This window comes from Thiobacillus sp. (assembly GCF_030696885.1).
Classification (GTDB): domain Bacteria; phylum Pseudomonadota; class Gammaproteobacteria; order Burkholderiales; family Thiobacillaceae; genus Thiobacillus.
In genome coordinates, this window is the sequence record NZ_JAUYRI010000030.1 from 1 (window position 1) to 15,647 (window position 15,647).

11 protein-coding genes are annotated in these 15,647 nt (G+C 62.5%); 7 read left to right on the top strand and 4 right to left on the bottom strand.

Features of this window, described 5'->3' with window-relative positions:
* The 3 genes from Q8R61_RS13460 to Q8R61_RS13470 form a co-directional block, all read right to left on the bottom strand.
* On the bottom strand, positions 1 to 1,782 hold a 1,782-nt coding region (locus Q8R61_RS13460), incomplete at its 3' end, for a molybdopterin-dependent oxidoreductase (RefSeq protein WP_305538125.1).
* A 223-nt stretch (positions 1,783 to 2,005) separates the two neighbouring features.
* Positions 2,006 to 3,616: an MFS transporter gene (locus Q8R61_RS13465; RefSeq protein WP_305538127.1), complete on the bottom strand. Its 1,611-nt coding sequence runs from the start codon at positions 3,614 to 3,616 to the stop codon at positions 2,006 to 2,008.
* 29 nt (positions 3,617 to 3,645) lie between these two features.
* Positions 3,646 to 4,899: a nitrate/nitrite transporter gene (locus Q8R61_RS13470; protein ID WP_305538129.1), complete on the bottom strand. Its 1,254-nt coding sequence runs from the start codon at positions 4,897 to 4,899 to the stop codon at positions 3,646 to 3,648.
* A 248-nt stretch (positions 4,900 to 5,147) separates the two neighbouring features.
* On the opposite strand from Q8R61_RS13470, the gene Q8R61_RS13475 reads away from it, so the two are divergent.
* The 7 genes from Q8R61_RS13475 to Q8R61_RS13505 all read left to right on the top strand — a co-directional run bounded on the left by Q8R61_RS13475 (position 5,148) and on the right by Q8R61_RS13505 (position 14,492).
* The gene (locus Q8R61_RS13475; protein ID WP_305538131.1) at positions 5,148 to 7,040 is read left to right on the top strand and encodes a type IV pili methyl-accepting chemotaxis transducer N-terminal domain-containing protein; all 1,893 of its coding nucleotides are present in this window, start codon (positions 5,148 to 5,150) and stop codon (positions 7,038 to 7,040) included.
* Positions 7,041 to 7,045: 5 nt separating this feature from the next.
* Complete coding sequence (gene narL, locus Q8R61_RS13480; RefSeq protein WP_305538133.1) at positions 7,046 to 7,705, top strand: two-component system response regulator NarL; 660 nt, start codon at positions 7,046 to 7,048, stop codon at positions 7,703 to 7,705.
* Positions 7,706 to 7,884: 179 nt separating this feature from the next.
* Positions 7,885 to 9,654 (top strand): caspase family protein, encoded by a 1,770-nt coding sequence (locus Q8R61_RS13485; protein WP_305538135.1) that lies wholly within the window; start codon positions 7,885 to 7,887, stop codon positions 9,652 to 9,654.
* Positions 9,651 to 10,529 carry a hypothetical protein gene (locus Q8R61_RS13490; protein ID WP_305538137.1) on the top strand — a complete coding sequence of 293 codons (879 nt, stop codon included), beginning with the start codon at positions 9,651 to 9,653 and terminating at the stop codon, positions 10,527 to 10,529. The genes Q8R61_RS13485 and Q8R61_RS13490 overlap by 4 nt, the downstream gene beginning before the upstream one ends.
* A 129-nt stretch (positions 10,530 to 10,658) precedes the next feature.
* Entirely contained in the window at positions 10,659 to 11,777 is a 1,119-nt protein-coding gene (locus Q8R61_RS13495) for a S8 family serine peptidase (protein WP_305538139.1), read from the top strand.
* 250 nt (positions 11,778 to 12,027) lie between these two features.
* Positions 12,028 to 13,242 carry a diguanylate cyclase domain-containing protein gene (locus Q8R61_RS13500; protein WP_305538142.1) on the top strand — a complete coding sequence of 405 codons (1,215 nt, stop codon included), beginning with the start codon at positions 12,028 to 12,030 and terminating at the stop codon, positions 13,240 to 13,242.
* A gap of 215 nt (positions 13,243 to 13,457) precedes the next feature.
* Positions 13,458 to 14,492 (top strand): OmpA family protein, encoded by a 1,035-nt coding sequence (locus Q8R61_RS13505; RefSeq protein ID WP_305538144.1) that lies wholly within the window; start codon positions 13,458 to 13,460, stop codon positions 14,490 to 14,492.
* A 146-nt stretch (positions 14,493 to 14,638) separates the two neighbouring features.
* Here Q8R61_RS13505 and hypE read toward each other — a convergent pair whose 3' ends face one another.
* Positions 14,639 to 15,643, bottom strand: a complete 1,005-nt coding sequence (gene hypE / locus Q8R61_RS13510) for a hydrogenase expression/formation protein HypE (RefSeq protein ID WP_305538146.1) — start codon at positions 15,641 to 15,643, stop codon at positions 14,639 to 14,641.
* Positions 15,644 to 15,647: the final 4 nt, after the last annotated feature.

Consider the following 15,647-nt stretch of genomic DNA (forward strand, 5'->3'; position numbering starts at 1 on the left):
TGCCCAGCCGCCGCCGCTCTGGCCGATGCAGCCGCACATCTTCAGCAGGTGGATGACGCCACGGTTGTTCATGTCGGCGTGGTACCTGTGGTTCATGGCCGCACCAATGATGACCATGGACTTGCCGTGTGTCTTGTCGGCGTTGTCGGCAAACTGCCGCGCCACGGTGATGACCTGGTCGCGCGGCACACCGGTGATCTGCTCTTGCCAGGCTGGGGTGTAGGGCGCGTTGTCGTCGAAGTTCTTCGCACCCGAACCCAGCCCACGGTCAATGCCGTACTGCGCCACCTGCAGGTCGAACACGGTGGCCACCATGGCGTGGCGCTCTTCGCCGGCCTTGCCCAGGCGCAGGCGCACCGCAGGCACCTTGGCGTGGTTGACCTCGCCGGTGCCCACGTTCTCGGTGAAGTGGGGCGTGACGTTGCCGCCGAAATACGGGAAGCCCACGTCCACCACCTCGTGGTCCTGTGCGCCGTCTTCCAGCACAGAGAGCTTGAGCTTGACGTCGCCGTTGTGGCGCGCTTCCTTGGATTCGAGGTTCCACTTGCCCACGTCGGCGCGGCCTTCCGAGCCCCAGCGGAAGCCGATGGAGCCGTTGGGCAACACGGCGCGGCCCTCGGTGTCAAAGCCGACGGTTTTCCACTCGGGGTTGTTGTCCTGCCCCAGCTTGCCGTTGAAGTCGCTGGCGCGCAGGTAGCGGTCGGGCACCATGGTCTTGCGGCCGTCGGGCAGGGTGTGCTCTTTGAGCATCACCAGCAGCGGCAGATCGGTGTAGCGGCGCGCGTAGTCGTCGAAGTAGCTGGAGCGCTGCTTGCCTTCGGGGAAGTAGAACTCCTTGAGCACCACGTGGCCCATGGCCATGGCCAGTGCAGCGTCGGTGCCCTGCTTGGGGTGCAGCCAGAGGTCGGCCAGCTTGGCTACCTCGGAGTAGTCGGGCGTGACGGCCACCGTCTTGGTGCCCTTGTAGCGCACCTCGGTGAAGAAGTGGGCATCGGGCGTGCGCGTCTGCGGCACGTTGGAGCCCCAGGCGATGATGAAGCTGCTGTTGTACCAATCGGCCGATTCGGGCACGTCGGTCTGCTCGCCCCAGATCTGCGGGCTGGCCGGCGGCAGGTCGCAGTACCAGTCGTAAAAGCTCATGCACACGCCACCCAGCAAGCTCAGGTAGCGGCTGCCGGCGGCGTAGCTGACCATGCTCATGGCCGGGATGGGCGAGAAGCCGATGATGCGGTCGGGCCCGTGCTTTTTGATGGTGTAGACGTTGGCGCTGGCGATCAGCTGGTTGACCTCGTCCCACGTGCTGCGCACGAAACCGCCCATGCCACGCACCTGCTGGTAGTCGCGGCGTGCGGCGTCATCGTCGGCAATCAGGGCCCAGGCGTCCACGGGGGTCTTGGCCACCTTGAGGGCGGCGCGCCAGCGTTCCAGCAGGCGGCCGCGCACCATGGGGTACTTGACCCGGTTGGCGGAATACAGGTACCAGCTGTAGCTGGCCCCGCGCGCGCAGCCGCGCGGCTCATGGTTGGGCATGTCCCAGCGGGTGCGCGGGTAGTCGGTCTGCTGGGTTTCCCAGGTGACGATGCCGCCCTTGACATAAATCTTCCAGCTGCAGGAGCCGGTGCAGTTGACGCCGTGGGTGCTGCGCACGATCTTGTCGTGCGCCCAGCGGTTGCGGTAGGCGTCTTCCCAGGTGCGGTCTTCGGCGCTGGTCTGGCCGTGTCCACCTGCAAAGCTTTCCTTGGGCAGGTTGAAATGGGTCAAACGGTCGAGAAAGTGACTCATGTGATGCTCCGGTTAGATGGTGTTGCAACGGGCATGTCTGTTGCTTTTTCGGTGCTTTGGTGTGGCTGCTTTTGTGGGGGCCGAGGGCAGCGGGGCAAACGGTTCCGGTGGTGTGGCGCTCCGCTCCGGTAGGTAAAGGAGGAGCCCGAAGGGCGGGGGACACGGACGGAACGGAGCGCCACACCGCCCTGAGTCCGGCACAAAAAGCGGCACATAACGGGCTTCATGGGTTCCTGATCTCCGCGCCCGAGCGCAGGTAGAACCACCAGTTCAGCACCAGGCACACGGCATAAAAGGCGGCAAAGCCGTACATGGCAATTTGGGGCGTGCCAGCCTTGATCTGGGCGCCGATGACCACCGGGGCCACGAAGGCGCCGTAGGCGGCGATGGCCGAGGTCCAGCCCAGCACGGGGCCGGCCTGCTGGCGGTCGAAGATGACGCCGATGGTGCGGAAGGTGGAGCCGTTGCCGATGCCGCTGGCAAAAAACAGCAGCAGGAACAGGCCCAGGAACATGGGGAAGTAGGTCTCGGGTGTGGCCGAGCCGTAGGCTTGCATCATCACGTAGCCCACCGCCACCGAGGCCAGCACCATCACCGCCGAGATGACCTGGGTGACGATGGAGCCGCCCAGCTTGTCGGAAATCCAGCCGCCGATGGGCCGCACGGCCGCACCGATGAAGGGGCCCATCCAGGCGTAGGTCAGGGCCGAAGGCGCGTTGGGGTTTTTCAGCGTGTGCTGCATCACGCCCGCCGCATCGGGCACGTGGCTGATGCCGAAGATGACGGTGATGGCCAGGGGCAGCGCCATCGAGAAGCCGATGAAGGAACCGAAGGTGACCAGATACAGCGCAGTCATCGACCAGGTGTGCTTGTTGCTGAAGATCGCGAACTGCTTGCTGATGTTCTCCTTCATCGCCCCGATCGCGGCCACCTTCATGATCAGCAGCGTGCTGGCGATGATCAGCGGCATCGCCACCCACATGTTGAGCAGGCCGAGGCCGGTGGGGGCGGGCAGGTAGAGATAGAGGCCGACGATGGCGGGGATGAAGGCAAGGGTGTAGAGCCAGGTGACCTTGAGGAAGGCAAGCAGCGTGCTGCCCAAGGCGGGCGTCACCGGTAGCAGGTTGTTCATGCCGAACCAGGCGAGGATCGCCAGCGGCACCAGCGACAGTACCCAGGCGAAGCCGGCATTCTGGATGTAGGTTTCGGTGCCGGCGGTGATCTTGCCGAGGATCCAGCCGCTGTCCTTGATCAGCGTCATCGAGTCGCCGCCGAGCGCGCCGAACACGCTGACCGTCATCACCAGCGGGATGATGATCTGCATGCTGGTGACACCGAAGTTGCCGAGCCCGGCATTGATGCCCAGCGCGGTGCCCTGCAGCCGCTTAGGGAAGAAGGTGCTGATGTTGGACATCGAGCTGGCGAAGTTGCCGCCGCCGACGCCCGACCACAGCGCCATCAGCTGGAAGCTCCACAGCGGCCAGTCGGGATGCTGCAGCACGATGCCGGTACCGATCGCGGGCGCCAGCAGCATGGCCGTGGTGAGGAAAATGACGTTGCGGCCGCCGGCAATCCGGATGAAGAAGGAGGAGGGGATCCGCATCGTCGCGCCAGCCAGTCCGGATATGGCGGTCAGCGTGAACAGCTCGTCCTTGGTAAACGGGAAGCCCAGGTTGGACATCTGCACCGTGATGATTCCCCACATCAGCCAGACGGCGAAGCCGCACAGCAGGGCCGGCACCGAAATCCACAGATTGCGGTAGGCGATCTTCTTGCCGGTCGTTTCCCAGAAGGTGGGATCTTCCGGGTTCCATTCCTTGATGTTGGTGGACATGTCGCGCTCCTGGCTGGGATGATCGGGGCTTATTTGAGGGTGCCGGCAGCAGCCGTTCGGATGACCGGCACCTTGCGCACTTCGGTCAGGTACATCCAGATCAGCGAGACCCAGGTGATGCCGTACATCAGCATGAAGATGCCGCTGTTGATGCCGGTGAGGTCGACGATCGCGCCGAACATGATCGGCAGGACGAAGCCGCCGAGGCCGCCGACCAGGCCGACGATGCCGGAAATGACGCCGATGTTGTCGGGGTATTCGTCGGAGATGTACTTGAACACGCTGGCCTTGCCGAAGCCCCAGGCGATGCCGACGACGAACAGCAGGGCGGTGAACATCCAGACGTTGAGCCCGAGGTGCAGCGACATCGGCCCCTTGGTGGTCTGCACGACCATCTCGGTCTGCGGATACGACAGCAGGAACAGGGCGACCCAGGACACCCACATCACCCACCAGGTCATCCTGTGAGCGCCGAACTTGTCGGACAGCCAGCCACCCATCGCGCGGATGATGCCGGACGGCAGCACGAAGATGGCGGCCAGCAGCGCGGCGGTCTGCATGCCGAATCCGTACTCGGTGATGTAGTACTTGGTCATCCACAGGCTCAGCGCGACGTAGCCGCCGAACACGATCGAGTAGTACTGGCACAGCTTCCACACGTTGGGGTCCTTCAGGGCGGCGAGCTGCTCCCGCATGGTGATCTTGCTCGACACATGGTGTGCGGTATCGGTGTAAGTGAAGATCCAGAACAGGATGGCCATGATCAGCATGGCGACGGCGTACACCTTCGGCACCGCCTGCCAGCCATACGCCACCACCAGTGCCGGCGCGATGAACTTGGTCACTGCCGCACCGGCGTTGCCAGCGCCGAAGATGCCCATGGCAAATCCCTGGCGCTTCTTGGGAAACCAGCGCGCGACGTAGGAGATGCCGACCGAGAACGAGCCGCCGGCCACGCCGACGAAGAGGCCGAGCACCAGGAAGTGCCAATACGCGGTGGCGTGGCTGATCAGGTAGATCGGGATCACGGTCGACAGCATCAGCACGAAGAACACGATGCGGCCACCGACCTTGTCGGTCAGCATGCCGAGCGGCAGGCGGATCAGCGAACCGGTGAGGATGGGGGTGGCGGCCAGCAGGCCGAACTGGGTTTCGTTCAGCCCGAGATTGGTCTTGATCGGGATGCCGATAATGGAGAACATCACCCACACGGCAAAGCACGTGGTGAACGCCAGCGTGCTCAGGGACAGTACGGAAATCTGCTTCTGGGTCTGGGTGGCCATGATGCGTCCTTTTCCGGTAAATCGGGACCTTCTTATCTGAAATCTGGCTCAAGTGTATGCCCCTGAACCTAGATGAAAAGGGTGCGGATTCCAGCCCCAAACCGCCCCACTACCTCCAAATGGGTAGTGGGGGTAGTGACTTAACCATTTGTTCTGGAGCGGGATTCTTGTACCGTAGTACGGACGGACCAGCCGGTTCGACCTGTTGGGGGTATCCCTTCATAGCCGGGGGATAGCCGGGGGGTGGCATGAAAGCGAAACGCGGATTCCTGCAGCACTCACTGCTGCTCAAGCTGGGCGGCGCGCTGGCGCTGATCGCCAGCTTTGCCATTCTCGGCATGGCCAGCTCAGGCATCATTGCCGAATCAATCCAGGGCAGCGGCGAAGCGATCAACCTGACCGGCAGCCTGCGCATGCAGACCTACCAGATGGCCAGCCTGTCGCTGACGGCGCGACTGTCCGACAGCGGCGATGCGTCCACTCGCCTGCGCCAGGCGATCGACCGCTTCGAGACCAACCTCACCGATGCACGCATCACCGCGTTGATGCCGACGCAAACCGAGACCGCGCTTTCACAAAGCTATGCCAGGGTGTTGCACGACTGGCAGACGCGGGTGAAACCGCGCTTTCTCGCAGAAGCGGCCGGCCTGCCCGCCCCGGCCGGCAGTCTGCCGCTGATCAATGACGTCACGCTGTTCGTCGACGACATCCATGCGCTGGTCAAGCAGATCGAGCAGGACACCGAGGCGAAAATCCGGGTGCTGCGCATGGTGCTGGGCGCCGCGCTCTTGATGACGCTGCTGGTGGGTGCGCTGACGCTTTATCTCGCGCGCAACGACCTGGTCCTGCCGCTGCGCGATCTGCTGTCGTTTGCCGCCAACGTCGGCCGCGGCAACCTCGCGGTGCGCACCGAGCACACCGGCTCCGACGAGCTGGGGCGGCTCGGCCAGGCCTTCAACCTGATGGCGGAAGATCTCTCCAAGCTGTACCAGAATCTGGAAACGCGGGTGGAGGAGAAAACCGCCGAACTCACCATCGCCAACCGCTCGCTCGAACTGCTGTATCACTCGATCGCGCGGCTTTACAACGGACCGGTGGCGCCGGACACCTACGCCATTCTGCTGAACGATCTGGAAAACGTGCTGGGCGTGGGTCACGGGCTAGCCTGCCTGGTGGAAGCCGGCGAGACGCGGGCGCGGGTGATTGCGAGCACGGTGCGCCCACAGCAGGGTGACGCCGATCTGTGCGGCCTGATGAGTTGTGCCGAATGCCTGGCCCACCAGGACCTGGCGGTGCATCCGCTGCAGGACGGACGGCGCGTGCTGTCGCTGCCCTTGAAGGACACCGAACACCACTACGGCGTGCTGCAGCTGGAAATGCCGCCGGGCAAGGAGCTGGCGCAGTGGCAGGTGCAACTGCTGGAAGCGCTGTCGCGCCACGTCGGCATCGCCATCGGCACCGCGCGGCGCACCGAACAGAGCCGCCGGCTGTCGCTGCTGGAAGAGCGCGCCGCGCTGGCCCGCGACCTGCACGATTCGCTGGCGCAGTCGCTCGCCTACATGAAGATCCAGGTCAGCCGCCTGAAGCCGCTGGTCGACCGTGCGGACGCCGGCGCGGAAGCGGCCGAGGTGCTGGCCGAGCTGCGCGAAGGCCTGAACAGCGCCTATCGCCAGCTGCGCGAACTGTTGACCACCTTCCGCCTGCGCATCGAGGGCGAAGGCCTGGCCGCCGCCCTGCACACCACGGTGGCCGAGTTTTCCGGCCGCGGCGGCATCCCGGTCACGCTCGACGTGCACCTGGCCGGCTGCACGCTCAGCGCCAACGAGGAAATCCACGCGCTGCAGATCATTCGCGAAGCGCTGTCCAACGTGCTCAACCACGCGCGGGCGCACAAGGCCGAGGTCCGGGTGGTCTGCAACGGCGACGGCTCGGTGTCGGCCAGTGTCACCGACGACGGCCACGGCATCCATCAGGCCGCCGGCGCGCATCATTACGGCATGTCCATCATGGACGAGCGGGCAAAAAATCTGGGCGGCCGGCTGACGGTCGAGAACCTGCCCACGCTCGGCACCCGTGTGACCCTGCATTTCATGCCCGGCCCCAGGCATGACCAACCCATCCCGATCCACCCTGTGAGCTGACCTTGATGAATCCGACCGAACCCCAGCGCATCCTGATCGTCGACGACCACCCGCTGTTTCGCAAGGGCGTGATCCAGCTGATCCAGGCCGCGCCCGAATTCCGTTTCGTCGGCGAGGCGCCCAGCGGCCGGGAAGGCATCCAGCTCGCCCGCAGCCTGCATCCCGACATGATCCTGCTCGATCTCAACATGAAAGACATGAACGGCGTCGAGGTGCTGAAGACGCTGAAGGACGACGGCCTCGATGCGCGCATCATCATGCTGACCGTGTCCGACCAGGCGGAAGACCTGATGGCCGCGCTGCAGGCTGGCGCCGACGGCTACCTGCTGAAGGACATGGAACCGGAAGAGCTGATGCAGCAACTGGTCGAGGCGGCGCACGGCAAGATCACCATCAGCGAAAGCCTGACGCAATTGCTGGTGGCTTCGCTGCGCGAGAAAAGCCGTCCCGTCAGTCTCGCCGAAGCCGCGCTGACCGAGCAGGAAAGCCGCATCCTCGACCACCTGATCGAGGGCAAGAGCAACAAGCTGATCGCCCGCGACATGGGCATCGCCGAAGGCACGGTGAAAGTCCACGTCAAGCACCTGCTGAAAAAGCTCAACCTGCGCTCGCGGGTGGAAGCCGCGGTGTGGGCCGACCGCTGCCGGCGCCAGGCCAAGGCCTGAACTTGCTTTTTCGGTGTCTGCGCACTTCAATCAAACCGAAGCGCATCGAAGTGAGGAGCTGCCTCCTCATCTACTACTAAAGTTGTATATTGCTGCGCGTAAGCCTGTCATAAGGTAAACCCTGAATTCTCAGCCTATGAAAGGTTGAGCGCCCACCTAGCCGAAAAGGACGCGCAGAAATGAAACGGGCCGCGATCATTATCGGTGTCAACAAGACCGGTGATCTCCCTGAACTGCATGATGCAGTTCAGGGTGCGCTTCTCATGGAAGCGTGGGCACGCGCGCAGAACATGCACGCCGTCCACGTTTTCACCGACACCAAGAAGCCGGTCCAGATCCATGAGATCAAATCTGTCATTCGCGACCTGATCCAGGCACGCAACATCGCTCAACTTGTTGTCTATTTCGCTGGCCATGGAATTAACAAGGAACGTAATGAGTATTGGCTGCTCAGCGGCGCCCCTGATGACCCCCAGGAAGCTGTCAACGTCGCAGGAAGCATGGCGCTTGCTACAACATGCGGGATTCCGCACATTGTGCTTATTTCGGACGCGTGCCGGACGGCCCCCGAGGGGATTCGAGCTCAATCCGTCAGAGGAAGCGAGATCTTTCCCAATCGGGAAGAGGAAGAGGTGCCGGTTGACGTTTTCTATGCTTGCCAGCTCGGGCGGCCTTCGCATGAGGTGAAGGATCCCAATGTCACCAGCGCTGAGTTTAGTGCGCTTTATACCAACGAACTCGTTCCTGCGCTCCATGGGCGCCATGGGCAAATTGTCGAGTGGAAACAAGTCGGTAACAAGAATGTTGGGCGTATCCATCTCCGGCCCCTGCGCGACTTTATGTCTTCGGCCGTTGCTGGGCGACTTCAACATTTGAAGTTGCAGACAAAGGTGATTCAAGTCCCAGTTGCGAGAATCATCTCTGATCCGCCATCGTGGATATCCGAATTTTCAATTGCAGCTATAGACGGCGGAATGGGCGCACTGCAAAGTTTGAGACCCAGTTTAAAACCACCACCGAAGACTACTGCAGACCTGAATTCTGATTTGCTGCATGGAGTCCTCACCGGGGGTACAGGACAACTAAGTTCAGATATGGCATCCACACGTCGGTCCGGGATCGTCGGTGCGGAAGCCCTGATGGATTCGGTAGGGCGTATTTTTCCTTCTTTCGGCCCCACCCACCACGAAACGGGGTGTGGCTTCAAGATTCGCGGATCACGGATCATCGCGGCCCATTCCCGTCGGGCCGAATTTGATTTTCCGGACTGGGAAACACCTCAGGGCGAAACCTTGCGCGTGACCTCGGAAATTGAGCCAGGAGAAAATTTCCTGCTTGTGTTCGAGCAGGGGACGGGGGTTCTGCTGCCCGCCATTCCGGATTTCATCACTGCACTGACTATTGAAGACGGAGAACTCGTGGATGTTGCCTACGAGCCATCGGACAACCGACCGCAACGATGGAAGGGCTATGCGGAAAGGATGGAAGAGTTTCGTGCGCTGCGTGCCATTGCGTCCGCTTCGATGGCACAGGGGGCATTCCGCCTGGAGGGCAATAACGTCAACGAGGTTGCAAAACGCATTCGACACGCACAAGGCGTCGACCCGAGCCTCGCACTGTATGCAGCATACGGCTATCACGATCTGCAGCGTTTTGATCTCATCCGGGATATCCGTGACGCTATGCGGAGCGATCTGGGCGCGCCGCTATTCGACGTGGCATTGCTGTCCAAGAGCCTGAATGGCACGACGGTTGGTGCAAATACGCAAATCCTGGGGGCCGTCCCGTTGTTGTCTCAGGGATGGGCGCTTCTCTCAGCTTACAAGGTTGCGCTTCCGGAAACGCTGCTGGCATTGCAAGACGACCTGTTGCCGTCACTCTGGACGATGTTCAGTGAAAGAGGCGTCGAGCGCGTTCTGTACGCTATACGATCAGGGGATATCAAATGAACACGCGACTTGTTTTTGTGCACGGACGGGCCCAGGAACACAAGGATGCCATCGCGCTTAAAAAAGAGTGGGTCGGTGCATTTGAAGAAGGACTCGCCAAAAGCAACCTCGGCTTCCCCGTTCCGGAATCGAGTGTGCTGTTCCCGTATTACGGCCAGACGCTGTACGACCTGGTCAACGATGCAAACAGCATCGCAGACGTCATCATCCGGGGCACCCGCGATGACGCCGAGCGCCGTTTTCAGCGTGAAGTGCTGGCTGAAGTGCAGCGAACGCTGGGCATCTCGGATAGCGAAGTCCAGGAGCTGCTGGGTGGCGACATCCAGGAGCGCGGGCCCCTCAACTGGGCGTGGACACAGGGAATTCTAAAAGCGATCGACCGGCATGTGCCGGGCGGCAGCGCAACCAGCATTGCCGTTGCAACGCGTGACGTTTACCAATATCTGCGCAATCCGGGAATCCGCGACCAAATCGAGAAAGGCGTGCGCAAGGCATTGAGCAGCGAAGCGCCCACCGTGGTTGTGTCGCATTCACTCGGAACTGTCGTTGCGTACAACCTGCTTCGGCGCGAAGGGGAGAGCCAGGGCTGGAATGTCCCACTATTTGTGACATTGGGCTCGCCGCTCGCCGTTACTGCAATCAAGGCGTCCCTCGCGCCAATCGAACATCCCGCCTGCGTTGCCAAATGGTTCAATGCCATGGACGAACGCGATGTGGTGGCGCTCTATCCCCTCATCAAGAATAACTTTGACATCGATCCGGAGATTGAAAACAAGACGGATGTTCGCAACAAGACAGCCAACCGCCATGGCATTGCCGGATACCTAGATGACAAGACCGTCGCTGCGCGCATCTACGAGGCGCTAAGCCGGTGAGCGGAACCTGTCTCAGCTCACCCTGTTCTGCCTGGGGGCCTTGCCTCCCTATGGGCCCAACATATTGACGGCGCTGCCGCTCGCCCCCGGCGTGCCGTAGATATCCACATTAGTCGAGGAGCCCGGACCATGCAGACTGAATATATCGGCGAGTTATTTTGGGATTCCGACACTGATCCTGCGACTTTTGCACGCGGACCGGGGAAAGAAGCCCTGCTTTTTCCGGGTGCACCCCTGCATGGCAAGTCTCCTGAAAATTCGATCGTTATGGGAATCATTGACTCGGGCGTGTCATCCTCACACCCGCAGCTCGCCGGCTATCTCAAGGACTCGCGTGATTTTGGCGGCGATGGTCCCGAGGACACCTTAGGTCACGGCACCGCCGTGGCTTTGGTCGCGCTGTTCGGCCAGGGGCAGGCCCATCCGCCCATTGCCCTCCTGAGTGCAAAGGTCACTGACCCATTCGGAAACATACGTGAGGATGCCGTTGTCGAGGCCATCGATTGGGTGGCGGCCCAGGGAGCCAAAATCGTCAACCTGAGTCTGGGTTTTCGTGGGAGCCGTGAGAAATACGCAGCATTGTGTTCCGCTATCGCGCGGCATTCCCAGATCTTTTTTGTTGCCGCTGCAGGCAATTATGGACCCGATGTGAGCGTCTTCCCTGCGGCCTGTGGCTGCAGCAATGTCGTATCCGTTGGCGCGACGGATGAACATGGCAATCGAGCAGAGTACTCGGGTCGTGGAACGGTCAATGCTCCGGGGAATGTCACGTTGCTGCAGGAATGGGCCTATTACTTCGAAAATGCTCAGGCTCTGGCAAGATCGGGGCGGTTGCAGGAAGCCCGCCTCGAGTATGAACGCTCCATTGCGGCTCAATCTAATGCGGAGAGCGAATTTCAGCTTGGTCTAATCGACCTGAATGAGAATAAACAGGAAGCCGCCGTCAACCGATTCAGGGAAGCAATCAGGCTGTCTCCTGACTTTGCCCAGGCACATGAGATGTTGGGTGCATCGCTATTCATTTTGGGCGACTACCAGGATGCCGAAAAGTCTTTGCGGGATTCGCTTGCTCTTTACCCGGAAGACGCTGCATCCGTTTCCAATCGGGCACGCGCCCGTTTCAATCTCGGTCAGACCTTGGCATGCCTTGGACGATCCGACGAGGCCCGCATTGAACTTGAAGCGGTCAAGGCCCTTGTTCCGGACTATCCCCGTATCGACGAAGTATTGCATTCAATGATCCTGTAGGAGGCATGCGTAGATCGGAACGAATTTCACACGACAATCCAGTTTTCTTGTAAACCGGTTTTGCATACCGGTCTGAATATGACGATATCCCCCTTGTACCTCGAGGTTTGTTGATTTGGCACAAATGCCAGTTAGTATTCGATTCGTTACTGGAGTTTCCTTCTGCCATTGCAGCACGCTGTATGGCAACAATGTTCAACCGCTTTTTTATGTACCCGGTCAAGATGGCCGGCCGGGTGCCGCGCACGACATGAATTTGAATACGCCACCCACGTTAGCCAAAACCGACAGGTCCGTCTTTGCCGGCTTCCGGCAGGTGCTCCACAAGGGCACGCTGATCTTCGCGCTGATCATCCTGGTGCTGTGCGTGATGATCTTCTATCAGCACCAGCGCTCGGCCGAGTCCATCCGCTCGGTGGAGCACACGCGGCTGGTCGTGGCCTACATCGATTCGCTGCGCACCTACCTGCTCAACCTGGACACCGCGGTGCGCAAGTATGCCGAGTCGCAGAATCCCGCCGACCTCGATCCCGACCTGATCTGCCGCCAGTCGTCGTGCCCCAGTGCCGAACATCTGATCGCGTTGATCGGCGCCGACGACCCGCGCGCAGCCCGGCTGGCGCCGCTGCCGTCATTGCAGTCAGCATTGGAGACCGGATTCAGCGCGCTGCAGGAACGCGCGGCGGCGGACGGCGACACCACGGCGCCCGAACGCGAGCTGGCGGGATTCGACAAGTCCGCCATCGAACAGATCCACCGCATCCTGATCGAAATCGGGCGCGATGAACTGCGCCAGCTGGACACCCGCGAAAAGGCGCGGATCGAGGACCAGAACTGGTCGTCGATGCTGCTGGGCATGGCCGGCCTGTGGACCGGACTGGCGCTGCTCGGGTTGTACCGGGAAACCACGCGCCTGATCAGGGCCGGCATCCTGGCCGAGCAGACGATCCGCCAGCTCAGCCTGCGCGACCCACTGACGGGACTGGCCAACCGGCGCTTCCTGCTCGAACACGAAAAGCACCTGTTTGCCGGCGCCCGGCGCGCGCGAACGCGGATGGCCGTGCTGGCCATCGACCTCGACGACTTCAAGGCAGTCAACGACCGCCATGGGCATGCGGCTGGCGATACGGTGCTGCTGACTTCGTCGGAGCGGATGAAGCAGCTGCTGCGCGAGTCGGATGTGATCGCGCGTCTGGGCGGCGACGAGTTCGTCATCGTGCTGGGGCAGGTCGACAACGCCGCGGCGGCGCGCGAAGTGGCAAACCGTGTAGTGGAACGGCTACGCCAACCGATCCCGCTGGAAGGCGGACACACGGCACACATCGGCGCGTCGGTGGGAATCGTCCTGTGCGACCCGGACGGGGACACGCTCGACTCGCTGATCAAGCAGGCGGACGCGGCGCTGTATACGGCGAAACGCGAGGGTAAGAACACCTACCGCGAGGTCGATACGACAGACGCGTGACACTGATCCCCGCCAGGCCCACCCAAATCCAGGTTCACACCCCGCCGCAATGCGCTATAAAGACACAGGGGCCTGAAGCCCGTCGGCAGGGCCGTTGATGCAACGCCGGCGCCGGGCAACGAGGCCGGCCAAAAAAGCGAATCGCTGTGCAGCAGCCCGAAAACCTGGGCGGTGTTTGCGCTGCAGTGCTTCACGATCTGAATCAAGGAGGAACCATGCGCATCAAGACACTGCCCGTTCTCATCGCCCTCGCCGGCACCGCCCTGCAGGCACATGCCATGGACGATCGCCTCTATCTCGCCCCCTCGGTGAATTACACCTTCTCCGACAGCGACCGTCGTGCTGACGACGACTGGGGTCTGGGCTTTGCCCTCGGTAAGCCGATTACGCCGAACCTCAACATGGAACTGTCGCTGACCGGGAGTTCGCTCGATTTCGAGACCGGCAGCGGTGAATATGACCTCGTCGGCCTCGGCGTCGATGCGCTCTACCTGTTCAACCGCGACGCCAGGCTCACCCCCTATGGCGTGCTGGGTCTGGGCGTATTGCGCACCGACATCCCCGGTGCAGACGACACCGGGCTGATGGCCAATGCCGGTCTCGGCCTGATGACGCGCCTGAGCGACAAGCTCTCGCTGCGCGGCGACGTGCGCTACCGCTGGGACGGCAACGCCGCCAAGGCGTTTGGCGAAAACAGCTTCGGGGATGTAGTGGTCAGCCTCGGGCTGACGTATGCCCTTGGCCAGAAAGCCCGGCCCGCGCCCACGCCCGAGCCGGTTGCGCAGCTTGCGCCCGACCCGGAACCCGCACCGGCCCCCGTGCCCGCACCGGCGCCCGTCCCGGAGCCCGAGCCGGTTGCGCCCGCGGTCAAGACCCGGCAGGCGGCGCAGCTCGAGCAGTCCAAGTCCGGCGATGTGATCGTCATTCTCGAGGGGGTCAACTTCGAGTTCGATTCTGACCGCCTGCGCCCGGATGCCATCGTCATCCTGGATGAAGCCGTGACGGTCCTGAACCGACGCAAGGACATCAACATGGATATCGTCGGCCACACCTGCAGCATTGGCGCAGCGCAATATAACCAGGGCCTGTCCGAGCGCCGCGCCCGCTCCGTGTCCGACTACCTCGTCAACCACGGCATCGCCGCGGACCGCCTGACCACCCAGGGCTTCGGCGAGACCCGGCCCGCCTTCAGCAATGCCACCAACGACGGCCGCGCCAAGAACCGTCGCGTGGAGCTGCATATCAAGTAATCGCGCCCTGCCTGCAAACAGAAAGGCCGTGCCGCAGGGCGCGGCCTTTTCTGTCTTTTGATTCACCCGTTTGACACGCCCGGGACCCGACAGGCCGCGTGAAGTGCGGCTGGCGATGCGGGCAGTACAACTGAATGGCGGTTGCGTCAGCAGATACGCGGTAGCGGATCGTCTTCCAGTTCGTCCAGCACGCGACGGCCACCGAGCGGGGTGTTCAGGATCACGCGCGCACCGCCCACTTCGACCTGGCCGATGATGGCGGCATCGCGGCCTTCGGGCAGTGCGTGCCAGCGCTTGAGGATTTCGTCCGCCGCGAAGGGATCGGCGACGGCAACGATGCGGCCTTCGCACGCGAGGAAATACGGGTCGTAGCCCAGGATGTCGCAAACCGACACCACCTGCGGCCGCACCGGCACGGCGGTCTGGTCGAGCGCCACGCTGTGGCCGCTGGCGCGCGCGATTTCGTGGGCGACTGTGGCAAGCCCGCCGCGCGTCGGGTCGCGCATGAACTTGAGGTCAGGCAGGTCGCGGATCGCGCGCGCCAGCGGCAGCACCGATGCGGAATCCGAGTGCAGCTCGCCGGCCAGGCCAAACTGCTCGCGTGCCAGCATCACCGCGACGCCGTGGTCGCCGACCGGGCCGGACACCAGCACCACGTCGCCCGGCGCGACGCGCCGCAGCGACAACTGTGCGCCCGCACGGCGGACGCCGATGCCAGCGACGGACAGGTAGAGCCCGCCGCCTTCGCCGCGCCGCACCACTTTGGTATCGCCGGCCACCACGGCCACATGGCTCTGCCGGGCCGCCCGCGCAAAGCTGGCGATGTAGCGGTCGAGCGCCGCGATTTCCAGGCCTTCCTCGATCAGCGCAGACAGGGTGAAAAAGAGCGGATCGGCTCCGGCCACGGCGAGGTCGTTGACGACGCCATGCACCGCAAGCGAACCGATGTCGCCGCCGGGAAACGCGAGCGGCTCGACGGTAAAGCCGTCGGTGGTGACCATCAGGTCGCCGTCCACGCGCGGCAACAGCACCGAATCGGCATCGGTGTCGAGCAGCGGATTGCCGAGGTGGCGGTCGAAAATGTCGGTAATCAGCTCGCGCATCAGGCGGCCGCCATTGCCGTGCGCGAGCAGGATGCGGGTGTCGTCCATGGTT

What these genes read in the sequence shown, in the direction of transcription:
- Q8R61_RS13490 (WP_305538137.1), top strand. Translation starts at nt 9,651, where the DNA reads ATGAACACGCGACTTGTTTTTGTGCACGGACGGGCCCAGGAACACAAG.
- hypE (WP_305538146.1), bottom strand. Translation starts at nt 15,643, where the DNA reads ATGGACGACACCCGCATCCTGCTCGCGCACGGCAATGGCGGCCGCCTG.
- Q8R61_RS13500 (WP_305538142.1), top strand. Translation starts at nt 12,028, where the DNA reads ATGAATTTGAATACGCCACCCACGTTAGCCAAAACCGACAGGTCCGTC.
- Q8R61_RS13495 (WP_305538139.1), top strand. Translation starts at nt 10,659, where the DNA reads ATGCAGACTGAATATATCGGCGAGTTATTTTGGGATTCCGACACTGAT.
- Q8R61_RS13465 (WP_305538127.1), bottom strand. Translation starts at nt 3,616, where the DNA reads ATGTCCACCAACATCAAGGAATGGAACCCGGAAGATCCCACCTTCTGG.
- Q8R61_RS13475 (WP_305538131.1), top strand. Translation starts at nt 5,148, where the DNA reads ATGAAAGCGAAACGCGGATTCCTGCAGCACTCACTGCTGCTCAAGCTG.
- Q8R61_RS13505 (WP_305538144.1), top strand. Translation starts at nt 13,458, where the DNA reads ATGCGCATCAAGACACTGCCCGTTCTCATCGCCCTCGCCGGCACCGCC.
- Q8R61_RS13470 (WP_305538129.1), bottom strand. Translation starts at nt 4,899, where the DNA reads ATGGCCACCCAGACCCAGAAGCAGATTTCCGTACTGTCCCTGAGCACG.
- Q8R61_RS13485 (WP_305538135.1), top strand. Translation starts at nt 7,885, where the DNA reads ATGAAACGGGCCGCGATCATTATCGGTGTCAACAAGACCGGTGATCTC.
- narL (WP_305538133.1), top strand. Translation starts at nt 7,046, where the DNA reads ATGAATCCGACCGAACCCCAGCGCATCCTGATCGTCGACGACCACCCG.